The 23,666-nt window shown below is 67.9% G+C and carries 26 protein-coding genes; 12 read left to right on the top strand and 14 right to left on the bottom strand.

What is annotated here, in order from left to right; translation table 11 throughout:
• Positions 1-21 precede the first annotated feature (21 nt).
• Genes ACFQ9R_RS21510 through ACFQ9R_RS21495 form a run of 4 tightly spaced genes read right to left on the bottom strand, consistent with a single transcriptional unit; the run spans position 22 to position 3,538 of the window.
• Positions 22-402: a carboxymuconolactone decarboxylase family protein gene (locus tag ACFQ9R_RS21510; protein WP_378992738.1), complete on the bottom strand. Its 381-nt coding sequence runs from the start codon at positions 400-402 to the stop codon at positions 22-24.
• Positions 399-1,286: an NAD(P)-dependent oxidoreductase gene (locus ACFQ9R_RS21505; protein ID WP_378992736.1), complete on the bottom strand. Its 888-nt coding sequence runs from the start codon at positions 1,284-1,286 to the stop codon at positions 399-401. The genes ACFQ9R_RS21510 and ACFQ9R_RS21505 overlap by 4 nt, the downstream gene beginning before the upstream one ends.
• Entirely contained in the window at positions 1,283-2,032 is a 750-nt protein-coding gene (locus tag ACFQ9R_RS21500) for an SDR family oxidoreductase (RefSeq protein ID WP_378992734.1), read from the bottom strand. The genes ACFQ9R_RS21505 and ACFQ9R_RS21500 overlap by 4 nt, the downstream gene beginning before the upstream one ends.
• A 36-nt stretch (positions 2,033-2,068) precedes the next feature.
• Positions 2,069-3,538, bottom strand: coding sequence for an aldehyde dehydrogenase (locus ACFQ9R_RS21495; RefSeq protein WP_378992733.1), 1,470 nt, complete (start codon positions 3,536-3,538; stop codon positions 2,069-2,071).
• Between the two features lie 119 nt (positions 3,539-3,657).
• Between ACFQ9R_RS21495 and ACFQ9R_RS21490 the strand changes: the two genes are divergently transcribed.
• The 6 genes from ACFQ9R_RS21490 (at position 3,658) to ACFQ9R_RS21465 (ending at position 10,018) form a co-directional block, all read left to right on the top strand.
• Positions 3,658-4,251 (top strand): TetR/AcrR family transcriptional regulator, encoded by a 594-nt coding sequence (locus tag ACFQ9R_RS21490; protein WP_378992731.1) that lies wholly within the window; start codon positions 3,658-3,660, stop codon positions 4,249-4,251.
• A gap of 111 nt (positions 4,252-4,362) precedes the next feature.
• Positions 4,363-5,715 (top strand): cytochrome P450, encoded by a 1,353-nt coding sequence (locus tag ACFQ9R_RS21485; RefSeq protein WP_378630323.1) that lies wholly within the window; start codon positions 4,363-4,365, stop codon positions 5,713-5,715.
• Positions 5,716-5,733: 18 nt separating this feature from the next.
• Complete coding sequence (locus ACFQ9R_RS21480; RefSeq protein WP_378992729.1) at positions 5,734-6,993, top strand: cytochrome P450; 1,260 nt, start codon at positions 5,734-5,736, stop codon at positions 6,991-6,993.
• Positions 6,993-8,237 (top strand): glycosyltransferase family 4 protein, encoded by a 1,245-nt coding sequence (locus ACFQ9R_RS21475; RefSeq protein WP_378992728.1) that lies wholly within the window; start codon positions 6,993-6,995, stop codon positions 8,235-8,237. The genes ACFQ9R_RS21480 and ACFQ9R_RS21475 overlap by 1 nt, the downstream gene beginning before the upstream one ends.
• 37 nt (positions 8,238-8,274) lie before the next feature.
• The gene (locus ACFQ9R_RS21470) at positions 8,275-9,006 is read left to right on the top strand and encodes a class I SAM-dependent methyltransferase (RefSeq protein ID WP_378992727.1); all 732 of its coding nucleotides are present in this window, start codon (positions 8,275-8,277) and stop codon (positions 9,004-9,006) included.
• Entirely contained in the window at positions 8,996-10,018 is a 1,023-nt protein-coding gene (locus ACFQ9R_RS21465) for a prenyltransferase (protein WP_378992726.1), read from the top strand. Before ACFQ9R_RS21470 ends, ACFQ9R_RS21465 begins: the two co-directional genes overlap by 11 nt.
• Before the next feature lie 6 nt (positions 10,019-10,024).
• On the opposite strand, the gene ACFQ9R_RS21460 is transcribed toward ACFQ9R_RS21465, so the two are convergent.
• A complete protein-coding gene (locus ACFQ9R_RS21460; protein ID WP_378992724.1) occupies positions 10,025-10,681 on the bottom strand; it encodes a class I SAM-dependent methyltransferase in 657 nt (218 codons plus the stop codon).
• A gap of 88 nt (positions 10,682-10,769) precedes the next feature.
• On the opposite strand from ACFQ9R_RS21460, the gene ACFQ9R_RS21455 reads away from it, so the two are divergent.
• Positions 10,770-10,916 carry a DUF1059 domain-containing protein gene (locus tag ACFQ9R_RS21455; protein WP_378630312.1) on the top strand — a complete coding sequence of 49 codons (147 nt, stop codon included), beginning with the start codon at positions 10,770-10,772 and terminating at the stop codon, positions 10,914-10,916.
• On the opposite strand, the gene ACFQ9R_RS21450 is transcribed toward ACFQ9R_RS21455, so the two are convergent.
• Genes ACFQ9R_RS21450 through ACFQ9R_RS21410 form a run of 9 tightly spaced genes read right to left on the bottom strand, consistent with a single transcriptional unit; the run spans position 10,917 to position 19,401 of the window.
• Positions 10,917-11,489 (bottom strand): hypothetical protein, encoded by a 573-nt coding sequence (locus tag ACFQ9R_RS21450; protein ID WP_378992723.1) that lies wholly within the window; start codon positions 11,487-11,489, stop codon positions 10,917-10,919. It abuts the gene before it with no gap.
• Positions 11,490-11,507: 18 nt separating this feature from the next.
• Positions 11,508-12,464 carry an MlaD family protein gene (locus tag ACFQ9R_RS21445; protein ID WP_378992721.1) on the bottom strand — a complete coding sequence of 319 codons (957 nt, stop codon included), beginning with the start codon at positions 12,462-12,464 and terminating at the stop codon, positions 11,508-11,510.
• A complete protein-coding gene (locus ACFQ9R_RS21440; protein ID WP_378992719.1) occupies positions 12,461-13,495 on the bottom strand; it encodes an MlaD family protein in 1,035 nt (344 codons plus the stop codon). Before ACFQ9R_RS21440 ends, ACFQ9R_RS21445 begins: the two co-directional genes overlap by 4 nt.
• Positions 13,492-14,562 (bottom strand): MlaD family protein, encoded by a 1,071-nt coding sequence (locus tag ACFQ9R_RS21435; protein ID WP_378992717.1) that lies wholly within the window; start codon positions 14,560-14,562, stop codon positions 13,492-13,494. Before ACFQ9R_RS21435 ends, ACFQ9R_RS21440 begins: the two co-directional genes overlap by 4 nt.
• Before the next feature lie 32 nt (positions 14,563-14,594).
• A complete protein-coding gene (locus tag ACFQ9R_RS21430; RefSeq protein ID WP_378992716.1) occupies positions 14,595-15,602 on the bottom strand; it encodes an MlaD family protein in 1,008 nt (335 codons plus the stop codon).
• Positions 15,590-16,588: an MlaD family protein gene (locus ACFQ9R_RS21425; protein ID WP_378992715.1), complete on the bottom strand. Its 999-nt coding sequence runs from the start codon at positions 16,586-16,588 to the stop codon at positions 15,590-15,592. The genes ACFQ9R_RS21430 and ACFQ9R_RS21425 overlap by 13 nt, the downstream gene beginning before the upstream one ends.
• Complete coding sequence (locus ACFQ9R_RS21420) at positions 16,588-17,631, bottom strand: hypothetical protein (protein WP_378992713.1); 1,044 nt, start codon at positions 17,629-17,631, stop codon at positions 16,588-16,590. Before ACFQ9R_RS21420 ends, ACFQ9R_RS21425 begins: the two co-directional genes overlap by 1 nt.
• A 4-nt stretch (positions 17,632-17,635) precedes the next feature.
• Positions 17,636-18,502 carry an ABC transporter permease gene (locus ACFQ9R_RS21415; RefSeq protein ID WP_378992711.1) on the bottom strand — a complete coding sequence of 289 codons (867 nt, stop codon included), beginning with the start codon at positions 18,500-18,502 and terminating at the stop codon, positions 17,636-17,638.
• The gene (locus ACFQ9R_RS21410) at positions 18,502-19,401 is read right to left on the bottom strand and encodes an MlaE family ABC transporter permease (RefSeq protein ID WP_378992710.1); all 900 of its coding nucleotides are present in this window, start codon (positions 19,399-19,401) and stop codon (positions 18,502-18,504) included. The genes ACFQ9R_RS21415 and ACFQ9R_RS21410 overlap by 1 nt, the downstream gene beginning before the upstream one ends.
• A gap of 233 nt (positions 19,402-19,634) precedes the next feature.
• Between ACFQ9R_RS21410 and ACFQ9R_RS21405 the strand changes: the two genes are divergently transcribed.
• Genes ACFQ9R_RS21405 through ACFQ9R_RS21385 form a run of 5 tightly spaced genes read left to right on the top strand, consistent with a single transcriptional unit; the run spans position 19,635 to position 23,656 of the window.
• Positions 19,635-20,840, top strand: coding sequence for a cytochrome P450 (locus ACFQ9R_RS21405; RefSeq protein WP_378992709.1), 1,206 nt, complete (start codon positions 19,635-19,637; stop codon positions 20,838-20,840).
• Positions 20,840-21,637, top strand: coding sequence for an SDR family oxidoreductase (locus ACFQ9R_RS21400; protein WP_378992708.1), 798 nt, complete (start codon positions 20,840-20,842; stop codon positions 21,635-21,637). The genes ACFQ9R_RS21405 and ACFQ9R_RS21400 overlap by 1 nt, the downstream gene beginning before the upstream one ends.
• On the top strand, positions 21,634-21,861 hold the full coding sequence (locus ACFQ9R_RS21395) for a ferredoxin (RefSeq protein WP_378992707.1): 228 nt from the start codon (positions 21,634-21,636) through the stop codon (positions 21,859-21,861). The genes ACFQ9R_RS21400 and ACFQ9R_RS21395 overlap by 4 nt, the downstream gene beginning before the upstream one ends.
• On the top strand, positions 21,861-22,412 hold the full coding sequence (locus ACFQ9R_RS21390) for a nuclear transport factor 2 family protein (RefSeq protein WP_378992706.1): 552 nt from the start codon (positions 21,861-21,863) through the stop codon (positions 22,410-22,412). Before ACFQ9R_RS21395 ends, ACFQ9R_RS21390 begins: the two co-directional genes overlap by 1 nt.
• Before the next feature lie 5 nt (positions 22,413-22,417).
• The gene (locus tag ACFQ9R_RS21385; protein WP_378992705.1) at positions 22,418-23,656 is read left to right on the top strand and encodes a hypothetical protein; all 1,239 of its coding nucleotides are present in this window, start codon (positions 22,418-22,420) and stop codon (positions 23,654-23,656) included.
• Positions 23,657-23,666: the final 10 nt, after the last annotated feature.

Genomic DNA, 23,666 nt, shown 5'->3' with positions numbered 1-23,666 from the left:
GATCGGCGATAACGGGGTCGATCATTTCTTGCGACGCTCCTGCGCGATCACCTTGCCGACGGTGCCGTCGAGCTTCGTCCCCGCGGGCCAGCCGACATAGTGGCACAGGAACAGCGCGATCTCCCGCAACTGTTCCTCGGACAGCTCCCCGTTGCGCAGAGCGGCACCGATCTGGATCTCGGCGACATCGACATTGCCCTGCGCGGTGAGTGCCCCGAGCAGCAGCAGCCGACGCTCGCGCACGGTCAGGGCCGGCCGCGACCAGATGTCGGCGAACAGGTGGTCGGCGGTGACGGCGAAGTGCTCGCCGGGGCCGTCCTCGAATTCCCAGCCGTAGACCTCGGCCATCTTGGCCAGGCCGCGCTTGCGGACGTCGGCGGGGGTTTCTCCGTGGGCGGTCATGAGATCTCCTTGTCGAGCGCGGGTTCGGCGACGCCGAGTCCCTCGGCGAGACGGGCGAGGGCCAGTTGCGCCAGTGGCAGGTCGACCGCGAGCCGGTCGCCGAGGTCGAGCGCGAGCGAGAGGTCCTTCTCGCCGAGATCGCGCACATGGCCCAGGATGGGGAACCAGAAGTCGTCGGGGTCGATCGGCGCGGTGGTGTCGCGCAGCATGATCGCACCCGGCCCACCGGTCACCGCGTCGGAGTGGCGAACTACCTTGCCGAGTGCGGTGAGACTGAGCCCGGCGGCCTCGGCCAGGCGCTGCGCCTCGGTGGCCGCGGTGAACGAGATGAAGTGAAGGAGATTGCGCGCCAGCTTCATTCGTGTTCCCGCGCCGACCGGACCGGCGTGCACGACGAGGTCGGCGAAGTACCCGAACGGCGGCCGGATCCGGTCCACCGCGGCGGCGCTACCGCCGACCATCACGGCCAGGCTCCCCCGGGTCGCGCCGGGTGCGCCACCGCTGACGGGCGCGTCGACGAATTCGACCTCGTGCTCGGCGCACCGGGCAGCCAGCTCCTGCGCCGTCCGGTCACTGATGGTGGAGTGCACGGCGACCACCGTGCCCGGTGCCGCGGTACGCAGAATTCCCGAGGGGCCGGTGAGCACCTCGGTCACCTGCGCATCGTCGATGACCGTCACGCAGATGATCCGCGCGTGCGTCGCGACCTGCGCCGGCTCGGCGACCGCACGCGCACCCGCGTCGACGAACGGCTCGATGACCTCCGGCCTGACATCGCAGACCGTGAGCCCGCCCGGCCAGTCCAGCAGCCGCCGCGCGATCGGCGCGCCCATATTGCCCAGTCCGATGAATCCGACCGGGGCGCTGACGGATTCGGTCGTCATCGGATGATCTGCCCGCCGTCGACGTTGAGGATCTGGCCGGTCACCCAGCTCGCCTCGTCCGACAGCAGATACAGGCAGGCGCCGACCAGGTCCTGCGGGGTGCCCATCCGCTTGATCGGGATGCGCTTGACCATGTCCTTGACCATGTTTCCCGGCGTCACGGTCTGGGTGGCCTCGGTATCGATCGGACCGGGCGCGATGGCGTTCACCCTGATCCGCGAACCACCCAGCTCGGTGGCGAGTTGCTGGGTGAGGCCGTTGATACCGACCTTGGCCAGCCCGTAGAACCCCGAGTACAGCCATGCGGCGGTGGATGATTGGTTGACGATCGAGCCGCCGCCTGCCGCGATCATCGGCTGCCAGACCGCGCGCGTCACATTGAGCGCGCCGTCGAAGTTCACGCCCATGAACTTCTTGTAGTAGTCCCACGGCACGGTGAGCAGCAGATCGAGCTTCATCTCGCCGTAGATGGCCGCGTTGTTGACCAGGTGGTTGATCGCGCCGAACTCGGCGACGGTGAACTCCGCCAGTGCGACAGCGGATTCGGGATCGGCGACATCGACGCGGCGGAAGGCCGCGACCCCGCCGTCGGCGACGATCTGCTCGGCCACCTCCTCGCCGCGCTCGGCATTGAGGTCGGCGACAACGACATTGGCGCCTTCGGCGGCCAGTGCGCTCGCGTAGACCGCGCCGATGCCCTGCGCGGCGCCGGTGACGATCGCGGTGCGACCGGTGAAACGTGCCATGGTGTTCAGCTCCTGAGTGTGAATGGGTCGGTGAGGTCAGGCGGGGGTGGCGATCAGCTTGGTTTCGAGGTATTCCTCGAAACCGGCGACGCCCATCTCCCGGCCGATGCCGGACTGCTTGTAACCGCCGAACGGCGCGTCCGCGTGGTACCAGAGGCCGCCGTTGACGCTCAGGGTCCCGGTGCGCACCCCCGAGACGACCCGGTCGAGCCGGTCGGGGTCGGTGCCCCACACCGAACCCGACAGGCCGTAGGGCGATTCGTTGGCCAGCCGGATCGCGTCGTCGTCGCCGTCGTGTGGAATCACGACGAGCACGGGCCCGAAGATCTCCTCCTGCGCGACGGTCGCGGTGTTGTCGAGTCCGCTGATCAACGTCGGTTCGATGAAGTACCCGCGTTCCTTGTCCGCGGGCCTGCCGCCGCCGACCTCGATCCGTCCGCCTTCGGTGCGGGCGATCTCGAGATAGCGCTCCACCCGGGCTCGCTGACGCTCGGAAATCACGGGGCCGCAGACGGTTCCTGGGTTGGTCGGGTCACCGGCAGCCAGGCCGCGGAGCGCGCCGGCCGCGGCGGTGACCGCGGCGTCGTAGGACTCGCGCGGCACCAGCAGCCGCGTGGTGAGGGCGCACCCCTGGCCCGCGTGGACGGCGACGGTGAACGCGGTGTAGCTCGCGGCGGCAGCGATGTCGGCGTCGTCGAGCACGATCGCAGCGGATTTGCCGCCCAGTTCGAGGAAGGTGCGCTTGAGCGTCGCCGACGCGCCCACCATCACCGAGCGACCGGTCTGGGTCGAGCCGGTGAAGGTGATCATGTCGACCCGCGGATCGAGGACCAGCTGTGCGCCGAGGCCGTGATCGGAGGAGGTGACGATATTGATCACCCCGGCCGGGATGTCGGTGTGCTCGGCGATGAGCGGGCCCAGCACCGCCGCGCACCAGGGTGTGTCCGGAGCGGGCTTGAGCACCACGGTGTTGCCCGCGGCCAGCGCGGGCCCGATCTTGGCCAGGTTGATCTGGTGCGGGAAGTTCCACGGCGTGATGGCGCCGACGACACCGACGGCCTCGCGCCTGATCACCCGGCGGCTGGCGATACCCATCAGGTCCCTGGTGCCGAGATCGGTTTCCCACGTGTAGTTCTCGGCCAGGTCGGCGGCGTAGGACAGGTCCGCGATCGGCCCTTCCAGTTGCGGCCCGCTCGTGAGCATGACCGGAGTGCCGACCTCGGCGATCGTGATCGCCCGCAGTTCCTCGAGGTGCTCGCCCAGTACGTCGCGCAGCTGGCGCAGGCAGTGCGCGCGAAACTTCGGGTCGCGTGACCACTGCGTCTCGTCGAAGGCGGTGCGCGCCGCGGCGATGGCCGCCTCCATGTCGGCGCCGGAGGCGTCGGCGGCGTAGCCGAGCACCTCCTCGGTGGCGGGATTGATGGTCGCGAAGACACCGGAGCCACCCGGGATCAACTTGCCGCCGATCAACAGTGGTGTGCCTTCGGCGGGGACGAGGCCGTTCATAGCGAGGCTCCGATACGTGTCTGGACAGGTGTACGGAATATAGTTCGGTTTATCGATCAGACGCAAGGCCATGACTCGTTCATTGGTCCGTACACCAGGCTGTAGTACCATCCAGACACATGTCCGAAATCGCGCCTACCGGCATCGAAGCAACTCGACGACGCTTGACCGAAAAGCAGGCCGATACGGTGGACCGTCTGACCGTCGCCGCCGTCGACGTGCTGTCGCGCGAGGGCTATTCGGGGACGACGATCCGGCTCGTCGCCGCGTCGGCGGGCGTCGGCACCGCCACCGCCTACACGTATTTCTCCTCCAAGGAACATTTGATCTCCGAGGTGTTCTGGCGGCGATTGGTTGCCATGCCACCGCTGGCGACCGGCGAGGCCGACCAGACCGCGCGCGTGGTCGCCGTTCTTCGCCAGGTCTCGATGCTGGTGGCCGATGAACCCGCCCTGGCCGGGGCGGTCAGCAGCGCCATGCTCGGCGATGATCCCGACGTGCGGCACCTCCGCGTGCGCATCGGGCGCGAGATCCGCCACCGGCTCGGAGACGCTCTGGGCACCAAGGATCCAGAGAGCCTGGCCGCGCTCGAATTGCTGTACTCCGGGGCACTTCTCCAGGGCGGGATGGGCCTGCTGTCCTACGCGCAAGTCGCCGATCTGCTCGAGATCTGCGCGCGACGATTGCTGGCCACGCCCGCCACCGACAGCTGACACACCGTCCGCCGGATTCGGTCCGAACCTTGTCGCGCATCCAGAAACCGTAGTACTGTCCAGACACATGTCCATTTAGTGTCTGGACAGTATTCCGGGAAGGACTTTCCAATGACGCTGGTCAAACCGCAGCGCGTGTCCGGAGGTGAGGACGAACACGGGCACCTGGCCGAGTTCCGCACCGATCCGATCGCCCTGATGCGACGCGTTCGCGCCGAGTGCGGCGATGTCGGATCCTTCGAGCTCGCCGGACGTGATGTCGTCCTGTTGTCCGGCGCCGAGGCCAACGAATTCTTCTTCCGGGCCGGCGACGACGATCTCGACCAGGGCGCGGCCTACCCCTTCATGAAGCCGATCTTCGGCGAGGGCGTGGTGTTCGACGCACCCCCCGAGCGCCGCAAGGAGATGCTGCACAACCAGGCGCTGCGCGCGGATCACATGCGCGGCCACGCGGGCACCATCGCCCGTGAAGTGGATCAGATGGTCGCGCAGTGGGACGACGAGGGCGAGATCGATCTGCTCGAGTTCTTCGCCGAGCTGACCATCTACACCTCTTCGGCGTGTCTGATCGGGGTGAAGTTCCGCAATCAGCTCGACGGACGTTTCGCGCATCTCTATCACGAGCTCGAGCAGGGCACCGACGCCCTGGCCTACGTGGACCCGTACGCGCCGATCGAGAGTTTCGTCCGGCGTGACGCGGCGCGCGCGGCGCTGGTCGAGCTGGTGCAGGCGATCATGGATCAACGCGAGGCGAATCCGCCCACCAGCAAAGACGATCGCGACATGCTCGATGTCCTCATCTCGGTGAAGGACGAGAACGGGGCGCTGCGGTTCTCGGCCAGCGAGATCACCGGCATCTTCATCTCGATGATGTTCGCCGGCCACCACACCACCTCGGGCACCGCGGCCTGGACGATCATCGAACTGCTGCGCCACCCCGAGACACTGGCCGGGGTGGTCACCGAACTCGACGAGCTCTACGCCGACGGTGCCGACGTGAGTCACCATGCGCTGCGCCAGATTCCGAATCTGGAAGCCGCGCTCAAGGAGACACTACGACTGCACCCGCCGCTGATCATCCTCATGCGCCTGGCGCGCGGTGAGTTCGAGGTGTGCGGGCACCGCATCGAGCCCGGCGACATGGTGGCCGCCACCCCCGCGGTCTCCAACCGGATTCCGGAGGACTTCCCCGACCCGGACGCCTTCGATCCCGCACGCTATCTCGACCCACGCCAGGACGACATCCTCAACCGCTGGACCTGGATTCCGTTCGGCGCGGGCAGGCACCGCTGTGTCGGCGCGCCGTTCGCGCTCATGCAGCTCAAGGCGATCTTCTCGATTCTGCTGCGGGACTGGGAGTTCGAGCTCGCACAGCCGTCGGACACCTACCGCAACGACCATTCGAAGATGGTGGTGCAGTTGCAGCAGCCCTGCCGCGTCCGCTACCGCCGCAGGCAGCGCTGAGCGCGAGCGGAGATCACTGTGTCCGCGACATCCATCCCCGCCGGATTCGATTTCACCGATCCGGCCCTGTGGGAATCCCGCAACCCCGTCCAGGAATTCGCCGAGCTCCGCCGGACCGCACCGGTGTGGTGGAACGCCCAGACCGACGCGCAGTCGGGCGGCTTCCGCGACGGCGGCTACTGGGTGATCACCAAACACGAGGACATCAAGGAGGTTTCGCGCAATCCGGAGCTGTTCTCCTCCGAGCGAAAGGGCTCGGTGATCCGGTTGCCCGGCGAGGTGACACCCGAGCAGATCGAACTCACCGGTGCCCTGCTGCTGAACATGGATCCGCCCAAACACACCAAGATCCGGCGCATCATCGCCAAAGGGTTCACGCCGCGCGCGGTCGAGGGGTTGCGCGCGGCGTTGACCGATCGAGCGGGCGCGATCGTGGCCGCGGCGCGCGCGGCCGGCGGTGGTGATTTCGTCGAACAGGTGGCGTGTGAGCTTCCGCTGCAAGCCATCGCCGAACTCGTCGGCGTCCCCCAGCAGGACCGCCGCAAGCTGTTCGACTGGTCGAATCAGATGCTCAACTACGACGACCCGGAGTACGGCGACGCCACGACCACCGACGCCTCGTCCACCGCGGCGATGGAGATCCTCGGCTACGCCTGGAACATGGCCGAGCAGCGCCGCACCGATCCCGCCGACGACATCGTCAGCAGGCTCGTGCACGCCGATCTCGACGGGGAGGCGCTGGGCTCCGACGAGTTCGGGTTCTTCGTGATCCTGCTCGCGGTCGCGGGCAACGAGACCACCCGCAACGCCATCACCCACGGGATGAAGGCGTTCATCGACAATCCGGATCAGTGGGAGCTCTACAAGCGGCAGCGGCCACGGACCGCGCCCGACGAGATCGTGCGCTGGGCGACGCCGGTGACGGTGTTCCAGCGCACCGCGACCGCTGACACCGAGCTCGGCGGGCAACTCATCCGCGCCGGTCAGCGGGTCGGATTATTCTACAGCTCAGCGAATTTCGACGAAGATGCCTTCGAGAGCCCGTTCCGCTTCGACATCTCGCGAGACCCCAATCCGCATCTGGGGTTCGGCGGCACCGGCACGCACTTCTGTGTCGGTGCGAACCTGGCCCGGCTCGAGATCGAGCTGATCTTCAACGCCATCGCCGACGTGATGCCCGATCTGTCCCAGGTTTCGGAGCCACAGCGGCTGCGATCGGGTTGGATCAACGGCATCAAACATTGGCAGGTCAGCTACGAGTCGGGAACGGTGCACTGATGCGGATCGCGCTGCTGTCATATCGGAGCAAGGCGCATTGCGGCGGGCAGGGTGTCTACGTCCGGTACCTGAGTCAGGGGCTCGTCGATCTCGGCCACCAGGTCGAGGTGTTCTCCGGCCAGCCCTATCCCGAGGATCTCGACCCGCGGGTGCGGCTCACCGAGGTGCCGAGCCTGGACCTGTACCGCGACGAAGACCCTTTTCGCACACCGCATCCCCGCGAGATCCGGGACCGTGTCGACCTGCTCGAGCTCGCCACCATGTGGACGGCCGGGTTCCCCGAACCGCGCACGTTCAGCTTGCGGGTGGCCAAGCTGCTGGCCGCGCGCGCCACGGAATTCGATGTGGTGCACGACAATCAGTGCCTGGGCTACGGTCTGCTCGCCATCGCCGAGCGGTTGCCGCTGGTGGCGACCGTCCACCATCCGATCACTCGCGACCGCGCGGTCGATCTGGCCGCGACCCCGTGGCGGCGCAAGCTGTTCGTGCGGCGATGGTACGGCTTCCTCGGCATGCAACAGCAAGTGGCACAGCAGATTCCGGACCTCATCACGGTGTCCTCGTCTTCGGCCGCCGATATCGCGCAGGACTTCGGCGTGCGGCCGGGACAGTTGCATACCGTCCCCCTCGGCGTGGACACCGACCTGTTCCGGCCGCGCGAGACACCGCGGGTGCGCGGGCGCATCGTCGCGGTCGCCAGCGCCGACAAGCCGCTCAAGGGCATCGCACACCTGCTGAGAGCCGTGGCCCGGCTGCGCCATACCTGCGATGTCGAGCTCCGGCTGGTCGCGAAGCTGGAACCGAACGGCCCCACCGAGAAGCTGATCGCCGAACTCGGTATCGCCGATATCGTCACTCCGGTCAGCGGAATGAGCGACGAGCAGCTCGCCGAGTTGCTCGCCTCTGCCGAGATCGCCTGCATTCCGTCGATGTACGAGGGGTTTTCGCTGCCCGCCGTCGAGGCGATGGCCAGCGCGACACCGCTGGTCGCCAGCCGGGCAGGCGCGCTGCCCGAGGTCGTCGGCGAGTGCGCCGAGCTGGTCGAGCCAGGCGATGTGGACGCACTGACCCGGGTGCTCGGCGAACTGCTCGACGATCCCGACCGGCGCGAGCGCCTCGGCGCGGCGGGTCGTGTCCGCGTTCTCGAACTGTTCAGCTGGTCGGCCGTTGCCGCGCAAACACTCGCGATCTATGACCAGGCGATCACCCGCCACTCCCCTACCCCGCCGGGCACCGCCCGATGACGACACCGCCCGACCCCGCGCAGCACCTGGAGGCCTCATGTTGACCGTCGATTTCGACCGCTTGGGCATCGGCCCCGGATCACGGGTGATCGACATCGGCTGCGGCGCGGGCAGACATTCCTTCGAGGCCTACCGCCGCGGAGCCGACGTCGTCGCGTTCGACCAGAACGCCGCCGACCTGGCCGATGTCGACATCATGTTCGAGGCCATGGCCGCGGCGGGCGAGGCACCGGAGTACGCCAAGGCCGAGACCGTGCGCGGCGACGCGCTCGACCTGCCCTACGGCAACGACGAATTCGACGTGGTCATCGCCTCGGAGATCCTCGAGCACGTCCCGCAGGACACACAGGCGATCGCCGAACTGGCGCGGGTGGTCAAACCCGGTGGCGCGCTGGTGGTCACGGTGCCGCGCTGGCTGCCCGAACGCATCTGCTGGGCGCTCTCGGACGAGTACCACGCCAACGAGGGCGGTCACGTCCGCATCTATCGCGCCGACGAGCTGCGCGACAAGATCACCGCGCGCGGTCTGCGCTACCACCACCAGGACTTCGCGCACGCGCTGCACGCACCCTTCTGGTGGCTGAAATGCGCTGTCGGCGTGCGCAATGACAAGCACCCGCTGGTGAGCGCCTATCACCGCATGCTGGTGTGGGACATGATGTCGGCGCCCGCGCTCACGCGCACCGCCGAGCGTGTGCTGAATCCGCTGGTCGGCAAGTCGGTCGCGCTCTACTTCACGAAACCGGCGGTGCGCGGCGATGCCCGTTGAGCTACCGGCCGTTCCCGGGGTCGTCTCCGCGCGTGAGATCCGGCAGACCGCCGAATCCATCGCCGCCGCACAGGAACCCGACGGTGCGATCCCCTGGTTCAGCGGCGGCCACACCGATCCGTGGGATCACATCGAGTCCGCGATGGCGCTCACCGTGGGCGGGTTGTGGGACGTGGCCCGTGAGGCCTACATCTGGTCGGCGAAATCGCAGCGCTCCGATGGGTCGTGGCCCACGCAGGTACGCGCGGGCGTGATCGAGAACCACGACGCCGACACCAACTTCTGCGCCTACCTGGCGACCGGTGTTCTGCACGCCCTCACGATCACCGGCGATACCGGGTTCGCCGCGGAGATGTGGCCGACGGTCCGCGCAGGCATCGACTTCGTCCTCGGGCTGCAACAGGGCGAGCACGGCGAGATCCATTGGTCGGCCGGCGAATCCGGATCGTCGGGGGAAGCCCTGCTGACCGGCTGCTCCAGCATCTTCCACAGCCTCGGCTGTGCGGTGACCCTCGCCGAGCGGGTGGGCGACCCGCGACCGGATTGGGCGGCGGCTCGCAGCCGGCTCGGCAACGCCCTGCGCCATCATCCGGAAGCCTTCCTGGACAAGAGCCGTTACTCCATGGACTGGTACTACCCGATCCTCGGCGGCGCGGTGCGCGGCGCGGCGGCCGCGGACCGGATAGCGCGGCACTGGAACGAATTCGTGGTCGCCGATCTCGGCATTCGCTGCGTGTCCGACGCACCGTGGGTCACCGGCGCCGAGACCTGCGAACTGGTGCTCGCCCTCGATGCCATCGGCGATACCGCCGCCGCGAGCACGCTGTTCACCGCGATGCAGCATCTGCGAGAATCGGACGGGTCCTATTGGACCGGACTCGTTTTCACCGACGGTAAGCGCTGGCCCGAGGAGCGCACCACGTGGACCGCGGCGGCGGTCGTGCTCGCCGCCGACGCCCTCAGCCGCACCACCGCGGGCAACGGCATCTTCCGCGACGCACTCCCCCGGTGATCCGGCTCAGTTACACGCGGCGGTTCGCTGCAGGATGCGCAGCGAACCGGTGACCGAGAGTTCGCGGAACTTGCCGCTGTCGATCGCGCGTCGATAGATGTTGTACGGCGCGCGACCACCGTCGGCGGGATCGGGGAAGACGTCGTGAATGGCGAGCAGCCCGCCACCGGCCACCCAGTGCACCCAGTTGTCGTAGTCACGCTGGGCGGCCTCCTCGGTGTGGCCGCCGTCGATGAACAGCATGCGGAGCGGGGCCCGCCAGATGCGGGCGGCGGCACTCGACGAGCCGATGATCGCGGTCACCGTGTCGGTGAGACCCGCGCGAATCATGGTGCGCCGGAACGTGGTCACGGTGTCGAAGACGCCGGTCTCCGGGTCGATCATGCTGGTGTCGTGGTACTCCCAGCCCGGCTGATGCTCCTCGGAGCCACGGTGGTGGTCGACGGTGCACACGGTGGCACCGGTTTCGCGGGCCGCGGCACCGAGATAGACGGTCGACTTGCCGCAGTAGGTGCCGATCTCCATGATGATTCCGTCACCCGCGTACGCGCGGGCGGCCGTGTAGAGCGCCTGTCCCTCCTCCGGCGGCATGAATCCGACGGTCTGTTCGGCGAGGGCGAACAGGTCGCTGGTACCGGCGGAGATCTCGTCTACAGCTCCCATGCGGGTGACGCTAACACATGACCTGGAATACAATCCGGACTACTGTCCGGAAAGATGCTCGGATAGCCGGAACCCAAGGAGAACATCGATGAAAACTCGTCTCAACTGCCCCTGTGGCGTCAGCATTCGCGGCACCGACGAGGCCGATCTGATCAAGCAGACCCAAGAGCACCTGGCCGCGAACCACCCCGGCCACGACTACACCCCGGACGAGATCCTCTTCATCGCCTACTGATCATTTCGTCGGCAGGGCGTTCTGCAGGCCACCCACCTCGGTGATCTGCCAGTCGGAATTCCGGTCGACGGTGAGCGAATAGGTGACGGTGGTCCGCGTTCCCTCTGGCGTCTGGGCGCTGGTGGAGACCACGTCGAGGTAGGCATTGACCTTGTAGATGCCACCGGCTTCCGAGATCACCTTCGCCGAGAGCGGGTTCGCCTTCGACGTCCACTGCAGCGGGAGCAGGATCTGCTCCAACTGCGGTGCGGTGGCGTCGAATTTGGCGGCCAGAGACCCGGTGGTGCCGGTCTTGAGCCGGGCGAACCAGGCAGGCACGTCGCGGTAGTCGATCGTGGACGCGCCGACGCCGTAGCCGGTCGCGATCTGCTCCACGCGCTCGGCGTCGGCCGCGCGCGCGTCGCGCTCGGCGATGGTCGCCCGCGCCGAGAAGTACAGCGCCGCGAACGTGACGACCGCGGCGACGAGCACCGCGATCGTGCCGCTGATCAGGACGGTCGAGAGCCGGACGGAGACGGTGCGCGGTGTCTGTTCGTCGGCGGCGGTGGCTTCTACTTCGGTCGCTGTACTCATGGTCAGTCCTTTGTCCGGCTATTTGACGCCGAGGCGGAAATGCACGGTGCCGTCGGCGTCCACGTTCTGCAGTGCTTGGTCGATCAGGGTGCTGATGTCGATGGCCGGCGTCCGATGGACCGCGTCGGTGACCACCGGCCCGAGAAGCTGTCCCAGCGGGGCGATACTCGGGCCGATCTCGGTGATCAGGGCGGTGAGGTTGTCGAGGAAGGGGACAAGGCCGTCGCCGGTGAAGTAGTCCTCGACCGGACGGCTTTCCACCAGCTCCGCACCGGACTCGACGATCGCGTTCAGCGTGACACCGAACTCGCCGAACAGCGGGCCCGCCGTGGCGAGCGACGGCCCGAGCCACGCCATGTCACCACCGAGGGCTTGGATATCGGCGAACAGCTGCCGGATCGCCTCGGTGCGGCTGAGCAACGTCGCCGCGAGCAGCGTCGATGACCGCTGCAGCGTCCCCATCGCGGCGTCGGTACCGGCGAGCGCGCGATCGAAGGTGTCGACCAGGTTCGCGATCGTCTCGGGTCGGAGCTGGTCGAGCAGCTCGACCAGGCGGGCCGAGAGCGCGGTGATGGTCGTCGGCAGGTGGACGCGGTCCGCCGCGACGACCTGGCCGTCCTCGAGATACGGGCCTGCCCCTGACTCCGGTGCGAAGGCGATGTAGGGCTCGCCCAGCGCCGACAGCTGCTCGATGCGGACATCGCTGGACACCGGGATGCGGTAGCGACTGTCGATCCGCAACCGGACGAGCACACCCCCGTCCTGTTTGCGCACCGACTCGGTGCGCCCGACCTGGACACCGGAGAGCAGGACCGGCGAGTTCGGCGCCAGCCCGCCCGAGTGCGCCAGCCGCAGATCCGCGGTGCGGTAGCTGATGCGCGGATCGAGCCGGAGCACACCGAGCGACATGTACCCGACCCCGAAGACCAGCACCGCCATGATCGCCGAGAGTGACACTGTCGCACGAAGGTTCATCGCACCAGACCGATCATTCGCAGGGAGTCGACGATCCGGGCGGTGTGGTCGCCGGGCGTGATCGACAGGTCGATCGTGGGTCCGTGCTGCGCGAACGGGACCAGGTCGGTGTTGATCAGGTCGATGAGCGCCTTCATGTTCGAGGGCGCGTCGGTGTCGAGGGGGTGGCTGCCGAGCAGCATGGGCACCACGGCGCGGGTGGTGTCGTCCAGGGCGGACAGCAGCGGGCCGAGCCACTGGACGCTCGGCGCGACCGGGCCGAGGGCGGTCAGCACGAAGATGACGCTGATCTGGGTGTTCACCGCATCGGTGGTGTGCTGGACGCCGTAGGGGGTGAGTAGCTCGTCGAGAATCGGCAGGTTGTGCCGCATCCCCTCGTCGACGGTGGCTTCCAGGCCGTCGAGCAGGGCGTCGACCGAGTTCAGGTGGTCGCCGAGGTCGGTGATGTCGGCTCCGAGAGTGTCTGCGATTCTGGCTGTTTCGCGCGGGTCGTCGGGGAATACCCCGTTCGTCGTGCGCACGATGTCCTGGAAGTCGGTCACCGCACCGCTGCCGATGAAGGTGGACAATCCGGCCAGGATGTCCTCGATCGGCGGCGACTGGGTGGTGTCTTCGAGCGGGATGGTCGCGCCCGCTGTCAACTCGCCCGCGGTCGGGTCGGCGGGCTCGCTCAGGGCGATGTGGACGTCGCCCAGCGGCGTCTCCTGGCGCAGTTCGGCGGTGGTGCCGATTGGGAGCCGAACCGACCGCTGGATCTCGACATCGACGACGGCATACCCGGGCACGGCGGCCCGCTCCGCCGTGCCGGGGACGGGGTCGACCAGGGTGACGCCGGTGAGCCCGCCGACGCGGACACCCGCCGCGATCACCTTGGCGCCCTGCGGGAGATTGAGAACGTCGGCGAACTCGATCCGCAGCGGATAGGTGGGTCCGCCGACATCGGCTCCCGGCACGGGCAGATCGGCGGGCTGGAATCCGCAACCGGTGGCGGCGAACAGGACCACGAGGACGAACAGGGCGACACGTTTCATCGGGCGCTCACCGCTCCCAGTAGGACGGGCATCGCGGGAATCGTCATCGCGCCGCTGTCCGAAGGCAGGCACGGCTGCCCGGTGACGACCTGCACGGCCGCGCAGATCCGGCCCGAGTCCTGCTGGGCGAGTGCGAGTTTCGGCGGCGCGTAGCCGATGGTCAGCGCGCCGGTGGCCGGGTCGACAGCACCGGCGAAGCCACCGGCGACGGCAGGCGCCATCGCGATCACGTCGGCCAGCGAGCCGACCCCCGCCGCGATCATCCGCGACAGGTCGGGCACCGCGTCCAGTGCGCGCAGTCCGGGCGAGCCGAACATCATGATCACATCGTTGAGCTGGGGCAGCAGATCGGCGAGAGTGGCGACGATCGCGATGACCGGCGGAAAGGCGATGGTGACGATGTCGTTGAAAGTCTGCGGCAACCCGGTCACCGTCGTCTCCACCTGCGACCAGCCGCCGCGTGCGCGGTGGGCGAGCTCGGTGAGCGCGTCGAGCAACTGCCCGAGGTGACCGATCGCCGCATCGGGTGCGGCCAGTGCCCGGCTCAGCGCCACGATGACGTCGTTGATCTGCTCGCCCGTCCCCGCCGTGGCGCGTTCCAGGGCCGTGATCCCGGCGCCGAGGGCGGTCCGCTGCGCCGGATCGCCCGCGCCGTTGAGCTGGTCGGCCAGGCCGGCGAGGGCGTCGAAGGTCTGCGTAAGGCTCTTGGGCGTCAGGGTTTTGGTGATGCACGCGCTCGAATTCCAGCCCGGCCCGACAGGTTCGTTGCCGATGAGGGCCAGTCGGCGATCGGCGATCAGGGTGTCGCTGACCGTCACCGCCCCGACCTCGAGCGGCAGCTTCCGATCGTCGCGGACGGTGAATTCGACGCGCGCCGAGGCTCCGTCGACGCTGATGCCGGTGACCCGCCCGACCTGCACCCCCAGCACCGTGACGGCGCTGCCTTCGTAAAGTCCGATGCTGTCGGGCATTGCGGCGCAGTAGGCCCGCATCGGCGGGTTCGGTGTACTCAGTCGCAGACCCAGGGCACCGGCGAGGACGAGAGTCAGAACCACCGCGACCGACATCAGCCCACGCGATCCGAGTAGCTGTTTCGATATCAACAGCCGCCCCCCGGCAGTGGCACGCAGACGGCGGGCAGCTGGATCGTCGCCCCGGACTGATCGACACTCACCCCGCCGCCCGGTGGGAGCAGCGGGAGCAACCGCTCCTCCAGTGCGCGTACGGAATCGAACAGGGCGCCCAGGCGCGTGCCGAGCTCTTCGAGCGCGGGGACCGCCGCGGCGAGCGGGGCCACCCGCTGCTGGATCGAGGCATCCCACGCGCGTCCGAGCGGCGTGACCTGTTTCAGCACGACCGCCAGATCGATCAGGGAATCCGCGACCACCACCTTGTTGGTCTGGATGATCTGCTCGAGCGTGCCGAGGGTGATGATCAGGTTCGCCAGCACATCGGCGTTGGCCCGCAGTGCGCTGAGGTACTCGTCGGCGATGGACAGGGTGCGCGAGATGTCCGCGTTCTGCTCGTCCAGGATCGCGACCACGTCACCGGCGGCGCGCACGGCCGAGCGCACCGCGTCCGGGCTCTTGTCGATCGCGGTGGACAGCGCGGCGAGATCGCGCCGGAAGACCTCGCCGTCGATGCGGCGCACCGGCGCCACCGCGTCCTGGAATGCCCGGGTCAGGTTGTAGGGCACGATCACTCGCTGCGCGGGCAGCACCGCATCACCCAGCGGTTGCGTGCCCGCGGGCAGTACCGCCACGTAGTAGCCGCCGACAAAGGTCAGCATCCGGATATCGAGGGTGGTCTGATCGCCGATGAACGCATCGGCGGCGACGGTGAACCTCATCCGGACCCGGTCGGGCAGCAGGTCCAGCGAGGTCACTTTCCCGACGGGGATCCCGGCGAGCCGCACATCGTCGCCGACGCGGACCGAACCCGCCTCGGTCAGGTCGGCGGAATAGGTTCTCTGCGAGGTGGTTCCGGTGACATAGACGAAACCGATCGCGACCAGGAGCAGTACCGCGGCGCACATTCCCGCTATCCCCCAGCGCAATTCACCGGCGCGGGGATCGTTGATGGCGCGTCGGCGCGTTATCGGTGACACAGCACGATCCCCTGTCCGGCGATGAGCACTTGCAGCGGTGGCGGTGCGGTGGCGTCACCGTGCGAGCAGGTGAGGCCGGGCCCGGTCTGCGGAATCGCCCGCGTCATCGACTGGATGAGGCCGGGCAGGCTCTCGAACGCGGCCACCGCCTCGTACGGATCGGGGAAGGCTCGGGTGAGCGCCGCGTCGAGATCGCTGTTCGGCTCGCCGGTGACCCCGAAGACGGTCAGCATGCTGCGCAGCGGTTTCAGCACACCGGGAATGCCGATCGAGAAGTCCACCAGCCCGGGCAGTTTCGCGGTGATGGCCATGAACAGGTTGGTCAGATTGGTCAGCAGCGTGATGGCGTTGCCCGACTTTCCGTCGAGATGATCGGCGACCTCGGCGAGGTTGCGCGCCAGGGTCGACAGGACCATTTGACGGTCGGAGGCGAAGCGGCTGAGCTTGTCGATGGCGCCCAGCGCCTGCCCGAGACCTGTGCCCTCGCCCTGGATCACGGCGAGGATGCTGGTCGCGAACTGGTTGAGATCCTCGGGAGAGAGTTCGGCCAGCACCGGCTGCAAACCCTTGAACAGACGGGTGATGTCGAAGTCCGGCACCGTCTCCGCGGTACTGAAAACCGACGCCGGATCACGTCGGCCCGTCGGCTGGTCGGGTTGCTCGACGCCCAGATACCGGAAACCCGTGAGGTTCTGGTAGCGGATGGCGATCCGGGAGTTGAGGAACAGCGTCCGATCCCGTGCGACGGTGAAGCGCACGCGGGCGAGCGCGCCGTCGAGCTCGACGGCCTGCACCTTGCCGACCTGCACCCCGTAGAGGCGCACGTCGTCACCGCTGCGCAGCCCGTTCGCATCGGTGAACAGCGCTGTGTAGGTGTCGGTTTCGCCGTCGACGGGTCGTTCGATCACGCGCAGGACACCGACCAGCACCACGGCCATCAGCGCGACTGCGGTGGCTACCCGGATCAGCAGGGCACGCGTCGTCATCAGCGCCCGCCCCCGAGCATCGCGGCCAGCGGCGCCGCCAGACCCGGCACACCGTCGAGCGCGACCTCGGCCCGGAGCACCGGGCCCTCGGGTGTGTCCTGGAAGGCGGTGTCGAGTCGGGTGAGCAGCTCGCTCAGCTGCTGCGCCGAACGCTGCGGGGTGCTGACCGAGGCGGCGAGTCGGTCGAGGACAAGGCTGAGCATCGGCAAGATCTCCCCGAAGTACTGCTGAGAGGTGCTGAACAGTCGCGTGACCGTCGGCAGCAATTGGTACTGGACGCCCTCGAACATCCGGCCGAACCGCTGGAGCTGATCGGGGACCGCCAGGTATTTGTTCGTGTACTCCGCGTTCAGCAGCGTCAGGCCACCGGTCAGCATCGGCGGCAGACCGGTCAGTGCCGAACCGAACTGTTCGAACAGCACCGAGGGCGGTAGCTGTCTGGTCTCCGCGTAGGAGCGGGCGGTCGTGCCGATCGCTTCCAGCAGCGGGGTGAACGCCGTGAGATCGCGGGAGACGGTGCTGAGCAATGCGACGAGTTTCGGTGTCAGTACCTCGTCGGTGAGTTGTCCCGTTGCTTTCAGCAAGGCGGAGAGTGTGGCGTCGTGTACCCGAGCAGCGTCGCGACCGGTCAGGTCGACGGTCGAACCGTCGACCAGCTCAGCACCGCCCACCGTCGAGTGCAGCTCGATGGCGCTGATGCCGAACAGGTTTCCCGGCGCGTAGTCGACGGCCAGCGCGTCGGTCAGGCCGAACAGTTGAGACCCGCTCAGCGTCAGCTCGATTCGCTGCTTGCTCCGGCCGGCGAAGTCGATCGTGTCGACCGAGCCGACCCGCACGCCATCGAGCCGGACATCGGTGCCCTCCCCCACGCCCTCGCCGACCGCGCCGACCAGCAGCGCGACCCGGATCTGGTCGGCGGGCACGCTGTCGGGCACCACGCGCCAGACCAGCACGGCGAGTAGCGCGAGCGCGATGGCGAGCGCGCCGAGGATCCGGGCGCGCAGCGGCCCGACTTCGGTGCCCGGCAGGGCGTAAGCAGGCATGGCATCACCCGGTGAACGTGACGGGGGATTGAAATCCCCACAGTGCGATGGTGGCGACCATGTCGAGCGCGATGATGGCCACCAGGCTCGCCCGAATGGCGCGCCCGGAGCCGATACCGACGCCCTCGGGGCCGCCCGTGGCGAAATAGCCCTGATAGCAATGGATCAGCACGACGGCGATGGCGAACACCATCACCTTGACGGTCGCGGCGAAAACGTCCCACCCGACCACGAACTGATCGAAGTAGTGGTTGTAGGTTCCGGTCGGTGTGCCGTGGATGGTCGTCACGATGAAGGCGCAGGAGGCGTAGCTCAGAATCAGCGCGACCACGAATGCCGGTGCCACGGCGAAGATCCCGGCGATGACCCGCGTCGTGACGACGAAGGGCACCGACCGGATCCCGAGTGATTCCAGCGCGTCGATCTCCTCGGAGATGCGCATCGAACCGATCTCGGCGGTCATCCGGCACCCGGCCTGGGCCGCGAAGCCGATCCCGGCCGCGATCGGCGCGAGCTCGCGGGTCACGCCGAAGGCCGAGATCAGGCCGCTGAGCTGACCCAGCGACAACAGGTTCAGCGCGCTGAACGCCTCGATGCCGATGGACGCGCCCATGGCGGCGCCGAGCAACAGCATCAGGGGCACCACGCCGCCGCCGATGATCACCGAACCGCGACCCCACGTCATGTCCGTCACCATTGTGACCGTCTGGCGCCGGTAGTGCACGAGCGTGTAGGGCACCGACGAGAGCACCTGCCAACCGAAGCCGATCACGAAGCCGATCGACTCGATCGGGCCGAGTGGACGGATGCGGCGGCGCCGCAGTCTGCCCACCCAGCGCAGCCCGGCGGGATAGTACGGAGCGGCGCTCATCAGGCCATCCTCACCGGGAAGAACATGGTGACCACCTGGGTGATCACGGTGTTCAGCACCACGGCCGCGGCGATCGACATCACCACGGCCGCGTTGACCCCGTCGGCGACGCCGCGCGGCCCGCCCTTGGCCTCCAACCCGCGCTGACAGGCGATCACGACGACCAGGAACCCGAAGATCAACGCCTTGACCAGCGAGACCCACACGTCGATCGAGGTGGTGAAGGAACCGAAGGACTGCCAGTAGCTGCCCGGGGTGACGTTCAACGCCGATACCGCGACCACGAACCCGGAGCTGATGCCGACGAAGATGATCAAGATATTGAGCAGCGGCGCGACCAGCATCATGGCCGCGATGCGGGGCACCACCAGCCGCTGCACCGGGTCGATGCCCATCACCCGGAGCGCGTCGACTTCTTCTCGGATGGTTCTCGCCCCGAGATCGGCGGCGATCGCGGCGGCGCCCGCACCGCCGAGCAGCATCGCGGTGGCCATCGGCGCGCCCTGTTTGATGACGCCGAGACCACCCGCGGCGCCGATCATCGAATCGGCGCCGAGTTCGGACACGATATTGCCCACCTGGGCGGAAACGATGACACCGAACGGAATGGCCATCAAAATGCTCGGCACCGCGGTGACTCTGATCAGAAACCAGGCCTGCGCGAGAGTTTCGTGTATCTGGAATCGGCCGCGAACGGCGTCGTTCGCCCCGAGATAGACGGCGCCGGCGCCCATCCGCAATGCCCGGCCGAGCGTCGCCACGCTCGAAAGGACGGTCTCGGAGAAGTTGCGCCGAATTATCCGGGCCGCACTCGCCTGTTCCGCCTCCGGTACAGCCGGGTCGGCCGTGTCCGCCGCACCGCCCCGAGCCGGTGCGACTTCGCCGTCTACCCCTGCCATGGCGGTGACCGTACCATATGATTTGGACCACATTCCAGACACTGGTCCAGATTTCTGACCAGCCCTGAAATCCGCTGACAACGGCCGGTCGAGGCCCTCCTTCGGCCCAGAAACCGTTGTGTTGAACTTGTGTCGATGGTACCGTCCAGACACATGTCCAGCTACCTGTCTCCTTCGGTGCGATCGACCCCAGCACCCGGCGGCGACGACCTATCGAAACCGGGGTATTCACGATGACGAGCGCCGCTGTGCAACCCCTGACTTTCGACCCGTACGACTACGGATTCCACGATGATCCGTATCCGACTTACCACCGCCTGCGCACCGAGGCGCCGCTTTATCACAATCCCGATCTCGATTTCTGGGCCCTTTCCCGGCATTCCGATGTGATCGCGGCTTTTCGGGACAGCAACCGGCTCTCCAGCGCCAATGGCGTCTCTCTCGATCCGGCGGCCTGGGGTCCGCACGCGCATCGGGTGATGTCGTTCCTGGCAATGGACGATCCACGGCATATGCGGATGCGCAGACTCGTCTTCAAGGGATTCACGCCGAAACGCGTCGCCGAGATGGAAGTCCGCATCCGCGAGATCACCCTCGAGCATCTCGAGCCCGCCCTCGCGCGCGGCAGCTTCGACTGGATCGACGACGTCGCGGGCAAGTTGCCGATGGACGTCATCTCCGAACTGATGGGCGTGCCCGAACCCGACCGTGCCGAGATCCGCCGGTTGGCCGATCTCGTGGTACACCGCGAAGAGGGCGTCCTCGATGTGCCCGTCGACGCGATCGACGCCTCGATTCGGCTGTTCGGCTACTACGCCGACATGGTCGCCCAGCGCCGCGCCGCGCCCGCCGACGACCTCACCTCGGCGCTGCTGGACGCCGAAATCGACGACGACACCCTCACCGACGAGGAGATCATCGGCTTCATGTTCCTGATGGTCGTCGCCGGAAACGAAACCACCACCAAGCTTTTGGGCAACGCACTCTATTGGGCGGCGGCCAATCCCGCGGAGTACGCCAAGGTGGTCGCCGACCCGGAACTGGTGAGCGACTGGGTGGAGGAGACGCTGCGCTACGACACCTCCAGCCAGATCGTGGCCCGCACCGCGGCGGTCGACCTCGACTACCACGGCGGCACCATCCCGGCCGGCGCCAAGGTGCTGCTGCTGATCGGCTCGGCCAATCGCGACGCGACCGCCTTCGACGACGGCGACAGCTACGTGATCGACCGCAACGACAGCAGCGCGCTCGCCAGTTTCGGCGCGGGCGTGCACTTCTGCCTCGGCGCGCACCTGGCCCGGCTCGAGGCCACCATCGTGCTCGGCGAATTCGCCTCGCGCGTCACCGGATACGAGGTCGACGCCGACGGCATCGAACGGGTGCACTCCACCAACGTCCGTGGCTTCGCCAAACTCCCCATCACAGTAGAGGTCAGCTAGTGCCCCGATTCGAACCCCATCCCGACCGCAGGCCCGCGCTGATCGCCGGCGCGTCCTCCGGTATCGGCGCCGCGACGGCCGTCGCGCTCGCCGAACTCGGCCATCCGGTGACCTTGGGCGCGCGCCGGGTCGAGCTGTGCGAGGAGATCGCGGCCAAGATCCGGGCCGGCGGCGGCGAGGCGTACGCCCACCGTCTCGACGTCACCGATGCCGACTCCGTCGACGAGTTCGTGACGGCCGCCGAGCGCACGCTCGGCCCGACCGAGATCCTCGTCTCCGGCGCGGGCGACATCGAATTCTCCCTGGTCGGGGAGATGGACCCGGAACGCTTCCTGTTCCAGGTGCAGGTCCATCTCGTCGGCGCGCAGCGTCTCGTCCACCGGGTACTGCCCGGGATGACCGCGCGGCGCCGTGGCGATCTCGTCGTGATCAGCTCCGATTGCGCCGACAACCCGCGGCCGCGGTCCGGCGCCTACAGCGCCGCCAAGAACGGGCTGGAGGCGATGGTCGGTCAGTTGCGCATGGAACTGGAGGGCACCGGAATTCGCGCCTCGCTGGTACGTCCCGGCCCGACCCTCACCGGGATGGGCATGGATTCGACTCCCGAGATCGTCGGGCCGGTACTGCAGGACTGGAAGGACTGGGGCCTGGCCCGCCACCCCTACATGCTGCGACCGCACCACCTCGCCGACGCGGTCGCGACGGTGGTCTCGGTCCCGCGAGGTGCCCACATGGTGCTGGTCGAGGTGCAGCCCGAGGCACCGCTGCGTCCGACGCCGGACGGAGGCGCGTCATGAGAATCGTGGTCGACCTCGACCTGTGTCAGGGACACGGCGTCTGCCAGGACGAGGCGCCCGCGGTCTTCACCGTGCCCAAGCGCGGCCCGGTCCAGATCACCGACGCCACCCCCGACGCCGCGGAGTACAAGGCCGTCGAGGCCGCGATCCGCTACTGCCCCACCCGAGCTCTGTCGATCGCCGACGGCGGCGAATCCGACTCCCCTGCGAAAGGCACAGACTGATGGCAAATTTCGAGCGGGCCGAACTCGACGAGATGGTTCGGCGCTGGGTCGTGGAGAACCAGCGATGTGAGGAGAAGGGCGACTGGAAGCCCCTGGCCGAGATGTACACGGCCGACGCCACCTACGGCTGGAACTACGGCCCCAAGCAGGAGTTCATGGCCGTCGGCCGCGACGAGATCCGCGACTACGCCCTGGGCCAGGAGATGCTCGGCCTCGAGGGCTGGACCTACCCGTATCAGGAGTTCGTCGTCGACGAGCGCAGCGGCACCGTCATCGGCTTCTGGAAGCAGATCAACGAGGGCAAGCGCGCCGACGGCCGCCACTACTCCCCCGAGGGCATCGGCGGCAGCTGGTTCCGCTACGGCGGCGACTTCCAATGGTCCTGGCAGCGTGACTTCTTCGACTTCGGCAATGTCTCGGCGATGTTCCTCGACATGATCACCGACAACGCGCTGTCGCCGGGCATGCACCAGCGCATCGAGCGCTCCGTCTCGCGGGACCCGCTGCCCGGCTGGTACCCCATCGGCGAATCGCCCGCTTCCCTGTGGTGACGTCGATGAGCAGATACGCGGAGCTGTCCCGGGACCAGCTGGCCGCACTGGTCCCCGAACTGCTGCTGTGCGGTCACCTCATCGACCGGTCCGGGATGGCGCACACCATCGCCGCCTTCGGCCGCGAGGGAATGACGGCGGTCGCGATCGAGGAGTGGCAGCTGGCCAGTCCGATCTACACCCGCCGGATGCAGCGCGCGCTGCGCTTCACCGGCGACAGCGTCGAAACCATCTTCAAAGGGCTGCAACTCGACATCGGCGCGCCACCGCAGTTCATGGACTTCCGGTTCCGCGTCGACGACCACGATCACGGCGAGTTCTGGCTCGATCACTGCGGGGCACTGGCCGATGTGGAGCCGATGGGCGAGGAGTTCGTGGTGGCGATGTGCCACGACATCGAGGACCCCACCTTCGATGCCACGGCGCTGGCCACCAATCCGCACGCCCAGGTGCGGCCGGTGCACCGCCCACCGCGCAAGCCCGCCGACCGGACCCCGGTGTGCGCGTGGACGGTCGTCATCGATGCCGCGCACGTCCCGCCCGAGGTTCCCCGCAACGCCGCGCTGCTCACGAACTCCGTTGCCGCGCAGCTCGAGCTGGCCGACATCGACGTGGGTGAGGAGGGCAGGGCCGACTACGCGGGGCCGCTGCTGAGTGATCTGCGGTTCGCCGATTTCTCCCATGCCGCGTTGCGCCGGATGGCCGACGAGATCTGCCTGCAACAGCACCTCCTGACCCTGGGGTTCATGGTCGCCATCGGGGAACGCGCCGATGCGGCGACCGCCCTCGGGATCGGGCGCAAGCAGTTCGCCGGGATCGCCGGACTGACCTCCGAGCGCATCCGCAACTGCCTGAACCTCGGCCGTGATCCGGACGCGCTGGCCCGGGTCTTGCGCGTGCATCCGGCGCTGAACCCGCTGGGCTACACGGGAATCGACATCTCCGTCGTGGAATCCGGGGTGCGTCTGCGGTTTCCGCATGCCAGCGGGGCACGGACCGACGGTGCGTGGCCCTCGATGCTGACGCCCGAGGACCTTCGCCCCCTCGATGCCCTTGTTCGCGGGGTCGACCCACGGTTCGTCGCCCGGGTCGCCGCTACCGACCAGCACGGCTGGACCGTCGAGATCGACCTGGCCGAACAACCGTTCCGTGAAGCGTCCGAGGTCGCGGTGACCCGCTTCAGCACCGGTGCGAGCTTCGCCTTCACCGACCGGGGCAAACCCCTGCCGCTCACCGTCGTGTGAGAGATCGTCG

The organism is Nocardia sp. NPDC056541 (assembly GCF_042794235.1).
In the GTDB taxonomy this organism is placed as follows: Bacteria; Actinomycetota; Actinomycetes; order Mycobacteriales; family Mycobacteriaceae; genus Nocardia.
The sequence above is the reverse complement of the archived record's forward strand: the minus strand, read 5'-3'. Positions and strand labels throughout refer to the sequence as shown.